Origin of the sequence: Denitratisoma sp. (genome assembly GCA_032027165.1) — a bacterium.
Classification (GTDB): domain Bacteria; phylum Pseudomonadota; class Gammaproteobacteria; order Burkholderiales; family Rhodocyclaceae; genus Desulfobacillus.
In genome coordinates this window covers 2,080,851-2,095,059 of sequence record JAVSMO010000001.1, presented here as the reverse complement: position 1 = coordinate 2,095,059, position 14,209 = coordinate 2,080,851, and the positions used below count along the sequence as shown (strand labels likewise).

Below are 14,209 nucleotides of genomic sequence, written 5' to 3'. Positions count from 1 at the left end.
CATGAACGACTCGCGCGACGACATCCTGAATCGCATTCGCAGCCGGCTGGGCCGCACGGCAGAGAATGCCGTGGCCGGGCAGGCCGCCATCGACGCCGTCCTCGCGCGCCGCGCGCAGGGTCCGCGGCCGGCAGTCGAGGACGACCTCGTCGCGCGCCTGCGCAGCCGTTCCGAGGCGCTGGCGAGCACCGTCGAGATCGTCGAGCGGATCGAAGCAGCACCGGCGGCGGTGGCGCGTTACCTCAGTGCCCATCAGCTGCCGCTGGTGGCCGTCGCCTGGCCGCAGCTGGCCAGCCTCGACTGGGCCGGCGCCGGCCTGCGGGTGGAGGCGCGCGCCGCCCGCGGCGAGGACCTCGTCGGCATCACCGGCGTCTTCTGCGCCGTGGCCGAGACCGGCACGCTGGTTGTGCTCTCCGGCGCCGACACGCCGGCTTCGGCGAGCCTGTTGCCGGAGACGCACATCGCCGTCGTCCCGGCCGCGCGCATCGTGCCGGGCATGGAGGAAGCCTTCAACCTGATCCGCGCCGAATGCGGCGAACTGCCGCGCGCGGTGAATTTCATTTCAGGTCCCTCGCGTACCGGCGACATCGAACAGACCCTGGTGCTCGGCGCGCACGGCCCCTACCGGGTGCACATCGTCGTCAGCCGGTCCTGAAGCGCCGCTCGGGGTGGTCCTCCGATATCCAGTTCTTTTCCCACCAGGCGCCGATCTGGCTCCGCGTCCACGGCTGGTAGACCAGCACGGCATCGAGGGCGCTGGCAACCTCCGCCATGCTCTGCGGGCGCCGGTCGGGATCCTTTTCCAGGCAGCGGCCGATCAGCGCATCGAGCTCGACCGGCACGGGGAAGGGCGAGCGTTCCGAGGCGAGCGGCGGCACCGTATGCAGCACCTGGTAGATCAGGTCGTGTTCGGTCTCGGTCTCGAACAGGCGCTTGCCGGTGAGCAGGTAATAGCCGACGGCGCCCAGCGCGTAGATGTCGGCGCGGGCATCGGCGTCGCCGGGGTGGCGGATGCGCTCGGGTGACATGTAGAGCGGGGTGCCGAGAATGCGCAGCGTGCTGGTGAGATCGCGCGTCTGCTCGCCGGACATCTGCTTGACCAGGCCGAAGTCGAGCACCTTCACCACGTCGCGCTCGCCGCGGATGTCGCACAGCATGATGTTCTGCGGCTTGATGTCGCGATGCACCAGTCCGCTGGCATGCGCCTCCCAGAGCGAGGCGCAGACCTGGCGCAGGATCCAGGCTGCGCGCGCGGGCGGCACCGGACCGTAACGCTCGACCAGATCGGCGAGCGAGAGGCCTTCCAGGAATTCCATGGCATACCAGAACTCGCTGTTGGCGCCGGTGCCGTAGTCGTAGATGGTGATGGTGTTGGGATGGCCGAGCTGGCTGGCCGACTGCACTTCGCGCTGGAAACGGGCGGTCCATTCGTCGGAGGTCGTCTGCGGCTTGAGCACCTTTATCGCAGCCGGGCGCTTGAGCATCCGATGCTGGGCGAGATACACGTTGGAGAGCGCCCCCTCGCCGATCTGGCGGATCAGCCGGTAGGGCCCGAGCTGCCTTGCGTGCCCTTCGCGCCGCAGCAATGAAGCCAACGCCTGCGGCGGCAGGAATCCCGACAGCCACACGGCACCCATCAGCAGCAGCACGACGGCAAAGCCGACCTGCAGGTAGGTAAGCGGCGCATAGGCTTCGCCGGATTCCATCTCGATGGCGACGCCGATGTCGTGGTCGGCAAGCCAGCGCCAGGCGCCGATGACATCGTTCCCGAGATAATTCGTATAGGGGGCGAGAAGCAGTCCCTGACGTTCGCCTTCGCTGCGCATGCGCGCGGCGCTGGCTGCCGCCGCAAGCCGGGTCAGCGTTTCCGTCTCGGGCATGACCAGCCGGTGTGCCAGTCCGCCCTGCCTGAGAGCGTCCGCATGGCGGCTCTCCGACAACAGCCAGCCCTCGGCATCGAAGACCAGCGCCTCTCCCGTGCGGCCGGGGCGGGCGGCCCGGAAGAGCGCCGCGAAGCGCTCCCCTGCCGGGGAACCCAGTGCGATGATGGCGATGATCTTGCCGCCATCGGCCCGTACCGGGGCTGCCACCCAGACGCGCCCGAGCAGGCCCGGGCCGGCGCCGCTGCCGCTTCGATACGGCCGAATGAATACCGACCGGCCGCCCAGGGCCGGAGACAGGTGGGCGAAGAAATCGGGCGTCACGCCCTGGCCGACGCGCACAGCATCGCTCGAGGCAAGAATGCCGCCCTGAGGGTCGACGATGTGGGCTGCCGTGATGCCGATCCCGCCCGCCTTCTGCAGGATGTGCCCGATGACAAGGCTGCCGTCGCTCTTTTGCGGGCCGCGGCGGGAAAGCCCGGCGATCGATGCGCGCAATTCTTCATCGGCGGACAACTGCTCGGCCTCGTTCCGCCCTTGCGCGATCCATTGCTCAAGCGCCTCGACCTGGGTGTCGAGCAGTGTCTGCAGACCGGTGGCGCGGATATCGCGCAGCGATTCGCCGACGCCGCGATAGGCCCACAGGCCCACGGCCAGCATGGCGGCGAGCAGCAGGAGCAGGGCGAGGCGCGCGCGGTCGAGGGATGGGTTCACGGCACGCAGCGTAAAGCATGCAGCGCCGCGCCGGCAACCTTCCCGTCACGCGACAGCCGCCGGGCGGGCCGAGAAAAGTATTGCAGCAAATGCATTTGTGAAAATATAATGTCGCAACGACAGCCAAAACAGCCTCCTGTCGTTCGCCCTGACTGCCGCCATGAGGAGGGTGGAGGTGAGGGTGACAAATATTCAGGCCTCGCTCCGCGGGGCCTTTTTTTCAGATGTCGGCGAGCGGCGTGTGCCTGCCGCTGGCATCACGCACGCGCATGAGTTGCGTGAGCCCCTTCAGCAGGGCATCGAGCTTGAGCAAGTCGGCTTTGGGCAGGCGCATCAGCGCATCCGGCAGAACGCCTTCGACGGGCTGCGGCGCCTTGGCCACGATGGCCAGGCCCAGCCTGGTCAGATAGAGCTGCACGATACGCTGGTCGTCGCTTTTTCGTTCGCGTCGTGCCAGGTCGCGTTGCACAAGCTTGTCGATCAGGTTGCTGGCAGTCGACTGGTGGATGGCGAGGGCACGGGCCAGTTCCGTGACGCTCATGCCGGGGGTGTCGGCGATCTGCGCCATCGCCCAGAGCTGCGAGCCGCTGACGCCCGTTTCCCGCTCCACCCACTGGAAATGCTTTTTGGCCGACTTGAAGACGAAACGGAATTGCTGCAATACCGCCATTGCCTGGACGCGCTGAAGGTCGCTGGCGGAGGCTTTGCCGCGCTTGATGCCGGCAATATTCTTGCCGTGCGGTTTTCTCGCTTGAGCAGTCATGGCAGGTACCCTGGCCCGAAAAAACGGACTATGCCAGAAATGCCGCTCGGTGCAATGCGGCGCTGAAACATGATATTTTGAACCGGGCGCACCCTCAGGAGATTTCGATGTCCCTTTCACTGCGCTTCATCCTTCCCCTGGTGCTGGCCCTGGCGGCGATTGCCTACGGTGTCGTGCCCCTGGTGGATCAGTTGACGCTGCGCTGGTTCGTGCGAGACCTCGACATCCGCGCCGAGCTGGTTGCCAATTCCCTGCAGGACCCGCTGCAGGACCATCTGCGGGTGGGGCAGAAAGCCAAGACCCAGCTCTATTTCTCCCGCCTCATCCAGGACGAGCGCCTGTTCGGCCTCGGTTTCTGTCCAGAGGGCGGCGCGCTGATCGCCACCAAGGGATTTCCCGCGGCCATCCGCTGCGACAGCCTGGAGCGGTTCGGCGATCCCGCCGCGCGCCTGCTGGAGAGCGAACAGGGACCGCTGCATGTGGCCGTTCGCGCCATCGAACAGGATGGAAGCGTCCTCGGCAAGCTCGTGCTGGTGCACGACATGAGCTTCATCCTGCGGCGCAGCGAGGAAACCAAGCAATACGTCTTCTATTTCTTTATCGGCCTCGGCCTGGTCGTCTCCCTCATCACGGTGGTGATTGCCCAGCTGTCCTGGCGCGGCTGGATACAGGGCATGCGCGCACTGCTCAGGGGCGAGGGACTCCTGCGCGAGCCGGGCAAGGAAATGGCGGCACCCGAGTTCCTGCCGATCGCCCGCGACCTGCGCGTCCTCATACGAGAAATGGAGGCGGAGTTCCGTCCGCGCGACGATGCGCAGATGACCTGGACCCCGGAAACGCTGCGCGCCATCCTGCTCGGCGAACTGAGCGGCGAGGACGTGCTGGTGGTCTCCAACCGGGAGCCCTACATCCACGTCCGTCGCGGCGAGCAGATCGAGGTGCAGCGGCCGGCGAGCGGACTCGTCACCGCGTTGGAGCCGATCATGCGCGCCTGCTCGGGCACCTGGATCGCCCACGGCAGCGGCAACGCGGACCGCGAAGTGGTGGACGCAAGCGACCGGGTGGCCGTGCCGCCCGAGCGGCCGGCCTACCATATCCGCCGCGTCTGGCTTTCGCCCGAGGAAGAGGCCGGCTACTACTACGGCTTCTCCAACGAAGGCCTGTGGCCGCTGTGCCATATCGCCCACGTGCGACCGACGTTCCGCACCAGCGACTGGCGGCAGTACGTCGAGGTCAACCGGAAATTCGCCGAGGCGGTCGTTGCCGAGGCGAAGAAGCCCAATCCGATCGTATTGGTGCAGGACTACCATCTGGCCCTGCTGCCGCGGATGATCCGAGAACGGCTGCCCGAGGCCATCGTCATCACCTTCTGGCACATACCCTGGCCAAACCCGGAGGCGTTTTCCATCTGCCCCTGGCGCAAGGAGATCCTCGAAGGGCTGCTCGGCAGCAGCATCCTCGGCTTCCACACGCAATTCCATTGCAACAATTTCGTCGACACCGTGGATCGCATGCTCGAGGCACGCGTCAACCGGGAGAACTTCAGCGTCAGCTACGGCGGGAAGTCGACGGTGGTCAAGCGCTATCCGATTTCCATCGAATGGCCGCCGCCGGCCGAACTGACCGAAAAAACGGTCGATCAATGCCGCAGCGAGGTGCGGCGCCGGCATGGGCTTGGGCGGGATCACCTGCTGGGCGTCGGCGTCGATCGCCTGGACTACACCAAGGGCGTCATCGAGCGGTTCCGCGCCATCGAGCGGCTGCTCGAACTGGAGCCGGTCTGGATCGGCCGTTTCAGCTTCGTGCAGATTGCCGCGCCGACGCGCACCAGCATCGGCGAGTACCAGCAGTACGAGGCGCATGTGCGCGCCCTGGCGAAGGAAATCAACGATCGCTACGGCCGCGGCGGCTACAGCCCCATCATCCTGAAGATCGAGCACCATGAGCCGCAGGACGTATACGAGTACTACCGGGCGGCCGACCTGTGCTTCGTCAGCAGCCTGCACGACGGCATGAACCTGGTGGCGAAGGAATTCGTCGCCGCGCGCGACGACGATCGCGGCGTTCTGATTCTCAGCCGTTTCACCGGGGCCGCACGCGAACTGCCCGAGGCGCTGCTAGTCAATCCCTACGACGCCGACCAATGCGCGGCGGCGCTGCATGTGGCGCTCTCGATGCCGGCGGTTGAACAGCGCGACCGCATGCGCCTGATGCGCGGGCTGGTGGCCGAATTCAATGTGTACCGCTGGGCCGGACGCATGCTGCTCGACGCGGCCGGCATGCGGCGCAGGGGAAAAGTCCTGGAGAAAAAGGAAGAATGGCCGAAGCCACAAGCCTGAGCGGCACATCCATGGCCCTGCCGGCGGCGGATGCGGATCGGGCCTATTTCCTCGACATCGACGGCACCCTGCTGGAAATTGCCGAAACGCCTTCCGGCGTGCAGGTCGACGCGACGCTCATCGACATGATCCGCCGCCTCCACGATTGCACCGGCGGTGCGGTGGCCCTCATCAGCGGGCGGCGCGTTGCCGATGTCGACGCCTTGTTCCCCGGCCTGCGCCTGTCCATCGCGGGACAGCACGGACTCGAGCGCCGCGATGCCGCCGGCGGCATTCACAGCCATGCCCCCGAAGGCGTGGACTGGCCGTGGCTGAAGGCGCTCGTGAAGGGAACCTTCGATGACGGCCAGGGCCTGATCATCGAGGACAAGGGGTTGACGCTGGCGGTGCACTTCAGGCTGAATCCCGGGCAGGAAGACAGGGTTCGGGAATCGCTTCGGCGCATCGTTGCGGATGCCGGCGCCGCGGTGAGCCTGCAGCCCGGCAAATGCGTGATGGAAGTGAAGCCGGCCGGCCGCGACAAGGGCACGGCCATCGCCGAATTCATGTCGGAGCCGCCGTTCCGCGGGCGGCGGCCGGTTTTCGTAGGAGACGACGTGACGGACGAGTACGGATTCCGCGTGGTGAACGATCTGGGCGGCGATTCGGTCAAGGTCGGCGAGGGCGAAACCATTGCGCGCTGGCGCATCGATGACGTGCGGGCGGTGCGTGCGTGGCTGACGCAGATCCTGGAGGGCGACCCGGATTGCCGGGGCGGCCGGCGGGGGAACATGGCATGAAGACACTGGATCTGGCGCTGATCGGCAACAGCAGCATCGGCGCGCTGCTCGACGAAAAGGCCGAGGTCGTCTGGGCCTGCTTCCCGCGCTTCGACGGCGACGCCCTGTTCTGCTCGCTGCTGCGGGAACGCACCGACGAGTCGGGTTTCGGCTTCATGGCGGTCGACCTGCTGGACTTTACCCATGCCGAACAGGAGTACCTGACCAATACGGCGATCCTTGTCACCCGCCTGCATGACCGTCACGGCGGCGTGGTGGAAGTGACCGACTTCTCGCCGCGCTTCCGCCAGCATGGACGCATGTTCGCCCCCATGACCCTGGTGCGCCAGGTGCGGCGGCTCTCCGGCAGCCCGCGCATCGTGCTGCGCGTGCGTCCTGCCCACGACTACGGCCGCGAGCGTCCGGCCGTGACCTGGGGCAGCAACCATATCCGCTTCGTTACCCCCGACCTGGTGCTGCGCCTGACCACCGACGCCTCGGTGACCGCCGTCATCGAGGAGACGCCGTTCTTCCTGGACGACATGGTGACGCTGATCCTCGGTCCGGACGAGACCCTGCAAGGCGCGGTCGGCGAGACCGGCCGGCGCTTCGCCGAGGAGACGGCCGCCTACTGGCGCGAGTGGGTGCGCTATCTCGGCATCCCCTACGAATGGCAGGAGGCGGTGATCCGCGCCGCCATTACTCTCAAGCTCAACGCCTACGACGACTCCGGCGCCATCATTGCCGCCATGACGACCTCGATACCCGAGGCGGCGGACAGCGGGCGCAACTGGGATTACCGCTACTGCTGGCTGCGCGACGGCTATTTCGTGGTGAACGCCCTCAACCGCCTCGGCACGACGCAGACCATGGAGCGCTACCTCGGCTACGTCGTGAACATTGCCGCCGGCGCGAAGGACGGCGTGCTGCAGCCGGTTTATCGCATCAACGGCCGTTCGCTCATCGACGAGTGCGAGATCGACACCCTGCCCGGCTACCGCGGCATGGGGCCGGTGCGCGTCGGCAACCAGGCCTACCGCCAGGTGCAGCACGACGTCTACGGCTCGGCCATCCTCACGGCGACCCACGTCTTCTTCGACAGGCGCCTCGTGCGCTGCGGCGACGAGGCGCTGTTCCATCGGCTCGAAGCCCTTGGCGAGCGCGCCGTGCAGGTGCACGACCAGCCGGACGCCGGCCTGTGGGAGCTGCGCGGCACGGCCCGCGTGCATACCTTCTCCAGCGTGATGTGCTGGGCCGCCTGCGACCGTCTGGCGAAAATCGCCACCCGGCTCGGCCTGGCGCAGCGCGCGGATTACTGGCACAGCCAGGCCGAGCGCATCCACCGCGTCGTCAGCCAGCGTGCCTGGAGCGACAAGCTCAACAGCTTCGTCGCCACCCTCGACGGCAATTCCATGGACGCCAGCCTGCTGCTGCTCAACGAAGTGGGTTTCCTGGATGCCGAGGACCCGCGCTTCGCCGGCACGGTCGCCGCCGTCGAGCGCGAGCTGCGGCGCGGCGATTTCATCTTCCGCTACGTCGAGAAGGACGATTTCGGCGAGCCTGCCAACGCCTTCCTGATCTGCACGTTCTGGTACATCAATGCCTTGTCGGCGCTGGGGCGGCGCGACGAGGCGCGTGCCCTCTTCGAGCGCCTGCTCGCCTGCCGCAACCGCCACGGCCTGCTCGCAGAGCACATCGATCCGAGGAGCGGCGAGCAGTGGGGGAATTTCGTGCAAACCTACAGCATGGTCGGGCTGATCAATTCGGCGATCCGCCTGAGCGTGCGCTGGGACCAGGCCTTCTGATGAAACAGACGCTGGACGCTTTCGTCGCCGGGCTGCCGGCGTATCTGGCCACGCCGGCCCGCGTGCTGCTGATCCTGCTGCTGGCGGGCCTCGCGCTGCGCCTGATCCCGCGCGCCATCAGGCGCGTGCGCCAGGCGGTGGAGGCGCGCCAGGAGAGCGCCGAGGACAGCCGCCGCGTGCAGACCCTGTCGCGGGTGATCCGCTATGTCGTCACGGTGGCGGTGACGGTGGTCGCCGGCATCCTCATCCTCGGCGAGTTCGGCGTCTCGGTGGCGCCGATCCTCGGCGCCGCCGGTGTCGTCGGCATCGCCCTCGGCTTCGGCGCGCAAAGCCTGGTGAAGGACTACTTCACCGGCTTCTTCCTGCTGCTGGAGAACCAGATCCGCGTCGGCGACGTCGTCGAGGCCGGCGGCAAGTCCGGCGTGGTCGAGGAACTGACCTTGCGCTACCTGCGCCTGCGCGACTATTCGGGCAATGTGCACTACGTGCCGAACGGCAACATTTCCGTGGTGACCAACATGAGCCTCGGTTTCGCCCAGGCCGTCATCGACGCCGGCGTTTCCTACGGCGAGGACATCGACCGCGTCGTCGCCGTGATGCGCCAGGTCGGCGAGGAGCTGCGGCGGGACGCCGCGTTCTCGGCGAAGATCCTCGACGCCCTGGAGGTGGCCGGCGTCGAGCGCTGGGCGGACTCCGCCGTTGTGATCCGCTGCCGCTTCAAGGTGATGCCGCTCGAGCAGTGGAACGTCCGCCGGGAATACCTGCGCCGGCTCAAGATGGCCTTCGACCGGGAAGGGATCGAAATCCCCTTTCCGCACGTCAAGCTGGTCATGCCGTCAAAGGATGCATGACAAGCGCCCGAAGGAGGTACCGTGCCTGAAGCACTGATCAACCTGATGGGCCAGGTCGCCTGGCCGCTGGCGCTGGCCGTCGCCTGGCTGGCGGGAGAGCTGGGCCACCGCTGGCTGGCCCTGCCCCGCATCAGCAGCTACGGCATCGCCGGCTTCCTGCTCGCCGCCGGCCAGGCCGGCGTGCTGCCGGAAGTGCGCGGCGGCGCGATGGCGCTGCTCGCCAACGTCGCTTTCGGCCTGATCCTGTTCGAGCTGGGCTACCGCATCAACCTGGCCTGGCTGCGTGCCAATCCATGGCTCGGCCTCACCAGCGTCGTCGAGTCCGTTTGCACCTTCTACGCGGTGTTCCTCGTCGCCCAGGCGCTGGGCGTGCCGACCCTGCCCGCCCTGCTGCTCTCGGCACTCGCCATGTCGACCTCGCCCGCCGCCGTGCTGCGGGTGGTGAACGAGGCGCGCAGTTCCGGCCAGGTGACGGAACGCACGCTGCATTTGTCCGCCTTCAACTGCGTGCTGGCCCTCGTGGTATTCAAGGCGGTGGTGGGCTACGAGATGTTGTCCAGCGCCGGCGGCGTCTTCGAGGCCGTCTGGAACAGCCTGGTGGTGGTGCTGGTCTCGGCCGGCCTGGGTGCCCTCTTCGGCGTCGCCGTGCCGGGCCTGCTGCGGCTGCTCGGCGGATTGGCGCGCAACGCCACCGTCGTCTTCGCCCTCGCCGTGCTGCTGCTCACCGCGCTCACCGACGCGCTCAAGTTTTCCCCGCTGCTGGCGGCGCTGGCCTTTGGCCTGGTGGCGCGGCAGCGGCGCGTGGTGCTGTCCCAGGTGCAGCGCAACTTCGGCGCGCTGGGCGACCTGCTGACGGTGCTGCTGTTCGTCTACGTCGGCGCCACCCTGGACTGGCGCCAGGCCCTCGCCGGCGCCGAGCTCGCGCTTGCCGTGGTGGCGGTGCGCCTGCTGGCGAAGACGCTGGCGACGACGCTGTTCGCGCAGCCGAGCGGCATCTCCTGGCGCAAGGGGGCGTTGACCGGGCTGGCGCTCACGCCGCTGTCGGCGTTCGCCATCCTGCTGCTGGAGCAGACGCGACACCTGAAGCTGGACCTCCTCGAGGACGTGGCGGGCGTCATGGCGGTCGCCCTGCTGCTCGAGGTCGTCGGCCCGCTGCTGACCCGCTGGGCGCTGGTCTGGGCGGGCGAGACGCAGCGCAAGGAGGAGACCTGACCATGCCGCTCGCACCATTCAAGGAGGCCGAGGCCCTCACCATGGGCGTGGAGCTGGAGCTGCAGCTCGTCAATCCGACCGATTTCGACCTGTCCTCCTCGGCCAGCGATATGCTGCACCTGCTGGCGCGCGGGCGCTTCCCCGGCGACGTCAAGCCGGAGATGACGGAGAGCATGATCGAGGTGTCCACCGACGTGCACACCCGCCACGAAGCGCTGCTGGCGCAGCTGCGGCAGATGCGCGATGCGCTGGTGGCGGCGGGCGACCGCCTCAACGTCGGCCTGTGCGGCGGCGGCACCCATCCGTTCCAGCGCTGGTTTCACCAGCGCATCTTTTCCAAGCCGCGCTTCAAGGAGCTGTCCGGCCTCTACGGCTACCTCGCCAAGCAGTTCACGGTGTTCGGCCAGCATGTGCACATCGGCTGCGGCTCCGCCGACGAGGGCCTCTACCTGCTGCATTCGCTGAACCGCTACCTGCCGCACTTCATCGCGCTGTCGGCCTCGTCGCCCTTCTTCCAGGGGGTGGACACTCTCTTCGATTCGGCGCGGCTGAATTCGGTGTTCGCCTTCCCGCTCTCCGGGCGGGCGCCCTTCCTGCTGAAGTGGGAGGATTTCGAGCGCGGCTACTTCGCCAAGATGGAGAAGACCGGCGTGGTCAACAGCATGAAGGATTTCTACTGGGACATCCGGCCGAAGCCGGAATACGGCACCATCGAGCTGCGGGTCTGCGACACTCCGCTGACGGTCGAGCGGGCCGCGGCGCTGGCCTGCTACCTGCAGGCCCTGTGCCGCATGCTGCTGGAGCGCAGCGAGGCGCCGCCCGCCGAGGACGACTACCTGGTTTACAACTACAACCGCTTCCAGGCCTGCCGCTTCGGCCTCGACGGCATGCTGGTGCATCCGAAGACCAACGAGTCGCTGCCCCTGCGCGAAGACATCCTGGCGACGCTGCGCCGCCTCGAGCCGCATGCCGCAGCCCTGGAGAGCAGCGCCGCGCTCGACGAGCTCTACAAAGTGGCCGCCGGCGAAGGCAACCATGCGAGCTTCCTGCGGCGGCAGCATGCCGAGGAGGGCGGCGTCGAGGGCGTGGTGGACGCGGCGGTGCGATGCTTTCGCGAGGAGGTGACGGCATGATCGGCAAGCGACGTCCCATCCGCATCGGCCTGTCGGCGCGGATCTTCCATCCCGAGCAGGACGCCCGCGGCATCCGCAGCAAGACCCTGCAGGTGCTCGAACAGTCGGTCGCCCAGTGGGTCATGTCGCGCGGCGTGCTGCTCCTGATGGTGCCCTCGGTGGTGCAGGACGGCATCCTCATGCGCAGCAACATCCGCCTGCGCGACTACGCGGAGAACCTCGACGGTCTGATCCTGCAGGGCGGCGCCGACGTCAGCCCGCGTGCCTACGGCGAGGAACCGTTGCGTCCGGAATGGGGCGGCGATCCGGTGCGCGATGCCTACGAACTGGAGCTGCTGCACGAGTTCATGGAGGCGAGGAAACCCGTGCTCGGCATTTGCCGCGGCATGCAGCTCATCAACGTCGCCCTAGGCGGCTCGCTCTACCAGGACCTGCCGATGCAGTGCCCGGGCGCGGTGGCGCACGAGAGCGAGGCCTACGACGGCAACGCCCACGCCGTCGCCTTTGCCGAAAAGGGCCAGCTGGCGCGCTGGTACGGCGATGCGACGGGCGGGCAGGTCGTGTCGATCCACCATCAGGCCGTCAACCGGCTCGGCCGCGACCTGGCCGTCGAGGCAAGTTCGCAGGACGGCGTGGTCGAGGCGATACGCGGCACGGGACGCGGCTTCGTCTTCGGCGTGCAGTGGCATCCCGAATTCCATCAACAGGCCGGCATGGAGCTGCTCGACTGCTCGCCGATCCTCGAGGCCTTCCTCGCGGCGGCGCGTCCATAGCGCAGCGAAACCCCTTTCGCGATGCGCCCGATCGTCTATCGCTGGCTTTCCGAGTTCACGCGGCGGAATACCCTCATCGCCATTCTGGTCGCCCTCGTTGCGGCCGCCGCCGCCGTCTGGGCCTTCATCAACGTGCAGACGGCCGTCAGGGAGGCGCGCCGGACCTATCTGGGCGGCCTGCTGGACACCCAGGCGGAGCTCATCGATTTCTGGATTTCGGCGCGGAAATACGACGCCCGGCAGTGGGCAGGCGATGAAGAGCTGCGCCGCCTGGTACGCGAGCTGATCGCCCGTTCCCGCAGCGGGCCGGCCGCCACAAAGCGGCGGTTGCACGGCGAGCTGCTCAAGCGCCTGGCGCCTGCCCTGGAGGACGGCAACCTGGCGCTGGCCAACATCGTCGCCCCCGACGGCATCCTGCTGGCCTCACTGGTGCCGGAATACACCGGCAGGCGGCTTGCACCGGCCTTCAGGGAGAGGCTGGCGCGGGTTTTCCGCGGCGAGCAGGTTTTCATCGGCCCGATGTTCGAGGCGGAGCGTCTCCCCGGGCCGGGCGTGGCCAATCCCGATACGGCCATCGTCTGGGCGGCGGCGCCGCTACGCGACGAGTCCGGGCGGGTGGTTGCCGTGCTCTGCCTCGGCCGCCATGCCGGCAAGGGGTTCGCGCATCGGCTGGAAATCACCCGTCCGGGTGCAACGGGCGAAGCCTACGTCTTCGACCGCGACGGCAGGATGATGTCCAACAGCCGCTTCGAGGACCGGCTGAAGGCAGGCGGCCTGCTGGCGCCCGGGCAGACGGCGCTCGGACGGGTGATGGTGCGGCCGCCCGACGGCGACCAGGGCATTCATGCGGCGACGGCGCGGCCGACCGAACTGGCGGCGCGGGCGCTGCAGGCCGCCGCGGCGCCCGGCGGTGAGAGGAAAGGCATCCTCCTCACACCCTATCGCAATTACGCGGGCGATTCCGTCATCGGCGCCTGGCAGTGGCTGGACGAGCATCAGCTCGGCCTCGCCGTCGAGATTGGCGAAGCCGAGGCCTACAAGACCATTGCCATCCTCAACACGCAGCTGGGGGTGATGGTGCTGACGCTGGCGGTGGCGGTTTTCCTCGGCCCGATGCTGCCGGGCATCCTCTGGCGTCGCGTGGTGCCGGTGAAGAGGGGGCAGAGCGTGGGCGCCTACCGGCTGGAGCGAAAGATCGGCGAAGGCGGCATGGCCGAGGTCTTTCTCGGCACGCACGAGCGGCTGGGGCGGCCGGCGGCGGTGAAGATCGTCAAGGGCGGCCAGCGCGAGGAAATCCAGCAGCGCTTCGAGCGCGAGGCGCGCCTGCTCGCCTCGCTCAGCCACACGGACATCGCGGCGGTATACGAGATCGGCAACATCGAGGACGGCCGTCCCTACTATGCCATGGAGTACTTCGACGGCGAGCCGCTCGACCGCATCGTCGCGCGCGATGGTCCCATGGAGGAGGGCCTCGCCTGCGAAGTGCTGATCCGCCTCTGCGGCATCCTCCAGCACGCCTGCGACCGCGGCGTCCTGCATCGTGACGTCAAGCCGGAGAACCTGCTCCTCGCGCGCGACGCGCAGGGCGAGGTGTCGCTGAAGCTGATCGACTTCGGCCTTGCCAAAGCGCTCGATCCCGCCCTTCACGACCAGCTGACGCGGGAAGTCAGCCTGCTCGGCACGCTGGGCTATCTCGCGCCCGAGCGCATCCGCGATCCGGCCGATGCCGACATCCGCGGCGAGGTGTATGGCGTCGGCGCCATCGGCTATTTCCTGCTGACGGGGCAGGAATGGCTGCCTAATCTCGAGAGTGCCGCGCCCGAAGAGGCGCCGCCGATCGGTGCCCGCCGCACGCTCGAAACGCCCGGCCTCGAAGCCGTCATCGCCAAGGCGCTGCGCCATCGCAAATCGGCGCGCTGGGAGAATTGCCGGGAGCTGGCCGCGGCGCTGGAAAGCTGTCGCTCGAAAACGCCGGGGTGAT

General features: G+C 67.8%; 11 protein-coding genes. 9 read left to right on the top strand and 2 right to left on the bottom strand.

The genetic code is table 11. The features are described from left to right. Nucleotide 1: 1 nt before the first annotated feature. Nucleotides 2–655, top strand: coding sequence for a lactate utilization protein C (locus ROZ00_10255; protein MDT3736599.1), 654 nt, complete (start codon nucleotides 2–4; stop codon nucleotides 653–655). Here the strand turns inward: ROZ00_10255 and ROZ00_10250 are convergent. Together ROZ00_10250 and ROZ00_10245 are read right to left on the bottom strand one after the other, a co-directional pair. Continuing rightward, nucleotides 642–2,594: a serine/threonine protein kinase gene (locus tag ROZ00_10250; protein ID MDT3736598.1), complete on the bottom strand. Its 1,953-nt coding sequence runs from the start codon at nucleotides 2,592–2,594 to the stop codon at nucleotides 642–644. The two genes, ROZ00_10255 and ROZ00_10250, sit on opposite strands and share 14 nt — an antisense overlap. 220 nt (nucleotides 2,595–2,814) lie before the next feature. Continuing rightward, nucleotides 2,815–3,357 carry a MarR family transcriptional regulator gene (locus tag ROZ00_10245; protein MDT3736597.1) on the bottom strand — a complete coding sequence of 181 codons (543 nt, stop codon included), beginning with the start codon at nucleotides 3,355–3,357 and terminating at the stop codon, nucleotides 2,815–2,817. Between the two features lie 107 nt (nucleotides 3,358–3,464). Between ROZ00_10245 and ROZ00_10240 the strand changes: the two genes are divergently transcribed. From ROZ00_10240 to ROZ00_10205, 8 genes are read left to right on the top strand one after another with little or no spacing between them, the layout of a single operon-like run. Further along, on the top strand, nucleotides 3,465–5,696 hold the full coding sequence (locus ROZ00_10240) for a trehalose-6-phosphate synthase (GenBank protein ID MDT3736596.1): 2,232 nt from the start codon (nucleotides 3,465–3,467) through the stop codon (nucleotides 5,694–5,696). Next, nucleotides 5,675–6,475 (top strand): trehalose-phosphatase, encoded by an 801-nt coding sequence (gene otsB, locus ROZ00_10235; protein MDT3736595.1) that lies wholly within the window; start codon nucleotides 5,675–5,677, stop codon nucleotides 6,473–6,475. Before ROZ00_10240 ends, otsB begins: the two co-directional genes overlap by 22 nt. After that, a complete protein-coding gene (locus tag ROZ00_10230) occupies nucleotides 6,472–8,259 on the top strand; it encodes a glycoside hydrolase family 15 protein (protein MDT3736594.1) in 1,788 nt (595 codons plus the stop codon). The genes otsB and ROZ00_10230 overlap by 4 nt, the downstream gene beginning before the upstream one ends. Then, the gene (locus ROZ00_10225) at nucleotides 8,259–9,110 is read left to right on the top strand and encodes a mechanosensitive ion channel family protein (protein ID MDT3736593.1); all 852 of its coding nucleotides are present in this window, start codon (nucleotides 8,259–8,261) and stop codon (nucleotides 9,108–9,110) included. Before ROZ00_10230 ends, ROZ00_10225 begins: the two co-directional genes overlap by 1 nt. Nucleotides 9,111–9,131: 21 nt before the next feature. Further along, nucleotides 9,132–10,322 carry a cation:proton antiporter gene (locus ROZ00_10220; protein MDT3736592.1) on the top strand — a complete coding sequence of 397 codons (1,191 nt, stop codon included), beginning with the start codon at nucleotides 9,132–9,134 and terminating at the stop codon, nucleotides 10,320–10,322. A gap of 2 nt (nucleotides 10,323–10,324) precedes the next feature. Continuing rightward, nucleotides 10,325–11,455 carry a YbdK family carboxylate-amine ligase gene (locus ROZ00_10215; GenBank protein ID MDT3736591.1) on the top strand — a complete coding sequence of 377 codons (1,131 nt, stop codon included), beginning with the start codon at nucleotides 10,325–10,327 and terminating at the stop codon, nucleotides 11,453–11,455. Beyond that, entirely contained in the window at nucleotides 11,452–12,228 is a 777-nt protein-coding gene (locus ROZ00_10210; GenBank protein ID MDT3736590.1) for a type 1 glutamine amidotransferase, read from the top strand. Before ROZ00_10215 ends, ROZ00_10210 begins: the two co-directional genes overlap by 4 nt. 21 nt (nucleotides 12,229–12,249) lie before the next feature. Continuing rightward, nucleotides 12,250–14,208, top strand: coding sequence for a serine/threonine protein kinase (locus ROZ00_10205; protein MDT3736589.1), 1,959 nt, complete (start codon nucleotides 12,250–12,252; stop codon nucleotides 14,206–14,208). Nucleotide 14,209 lies beyond the last annotated feature (1 nt).

What these genes read in the sequence shown, in the direction of transcription:
- ROZ00_10255 (MDT3736599.1), top strand. Translation starts at nt 2, where the DNA reads ATGAACGACTCGCGCGACGACATCCTGAATCGCATTCGCAGCCGGCTG.
- ROZ00_10210 (MDT3736590.1), top strand. Translation starts at nt 11,452, where the DNA reads ATGATCGGCAAGCGACGTCCCATCCGCATCGGCCTGTCGGCGCGGATC.
- ROZ00_10205 (MDT3736589.1), top strand. Translation starts at nt 12,250, where the DNA reads ATGCGCCCGATCGTCTATCGCTGGCTTTCCGAGTTCACGCGGCGGAAT.
- ROZ00_10230 (MDT3736594.1), top strand. Translation starts at nt 6,472, where the DNA reads ATGAAGACACTGGATCTGGCGCTGATCGGCAACAGCAGCATCGGCGCG.
- ROZ00_10245 (MDT3736597.1), bottom strand. Translation starts at nt 3,357, where the DNA reads ATGACTGCTCAAGCGAGAAAACCGCACGGCAAGAATATTGCCGGCATC.
- ROZ00_10215 (MDT3736591.1), top strand. Translation starts at nt 10,325, where the DNA reads ATGCCGCTCGCACCATTCAAGGAGGCCGAGGCCCTCACCATGGGCGTG.
- ROZ00_10225 (MDT3736593.1), top strand. Translation starts at nt 8,259, where the DNA reads ATGAAACAGACGCTGGACGCTTTCGTCGCCGGGCTGCCGGCGTATCTG.
- ROZ00_10240 (MDT3736596.1), top strand. Translation starts at nt 3,465, where the DNA reads ATGTCCCTTTCACTGCGCTTCATCCTTCCCCTGGTGCTGGCCCTGGCG.
- otsB (MDT3736595.1), top strand. Translation starts at nt 5,675, where the DNA reads ATGGCCGAAGCCACAAGCCTGAGCGGCACATCCATGGCCCTGCCGGCG.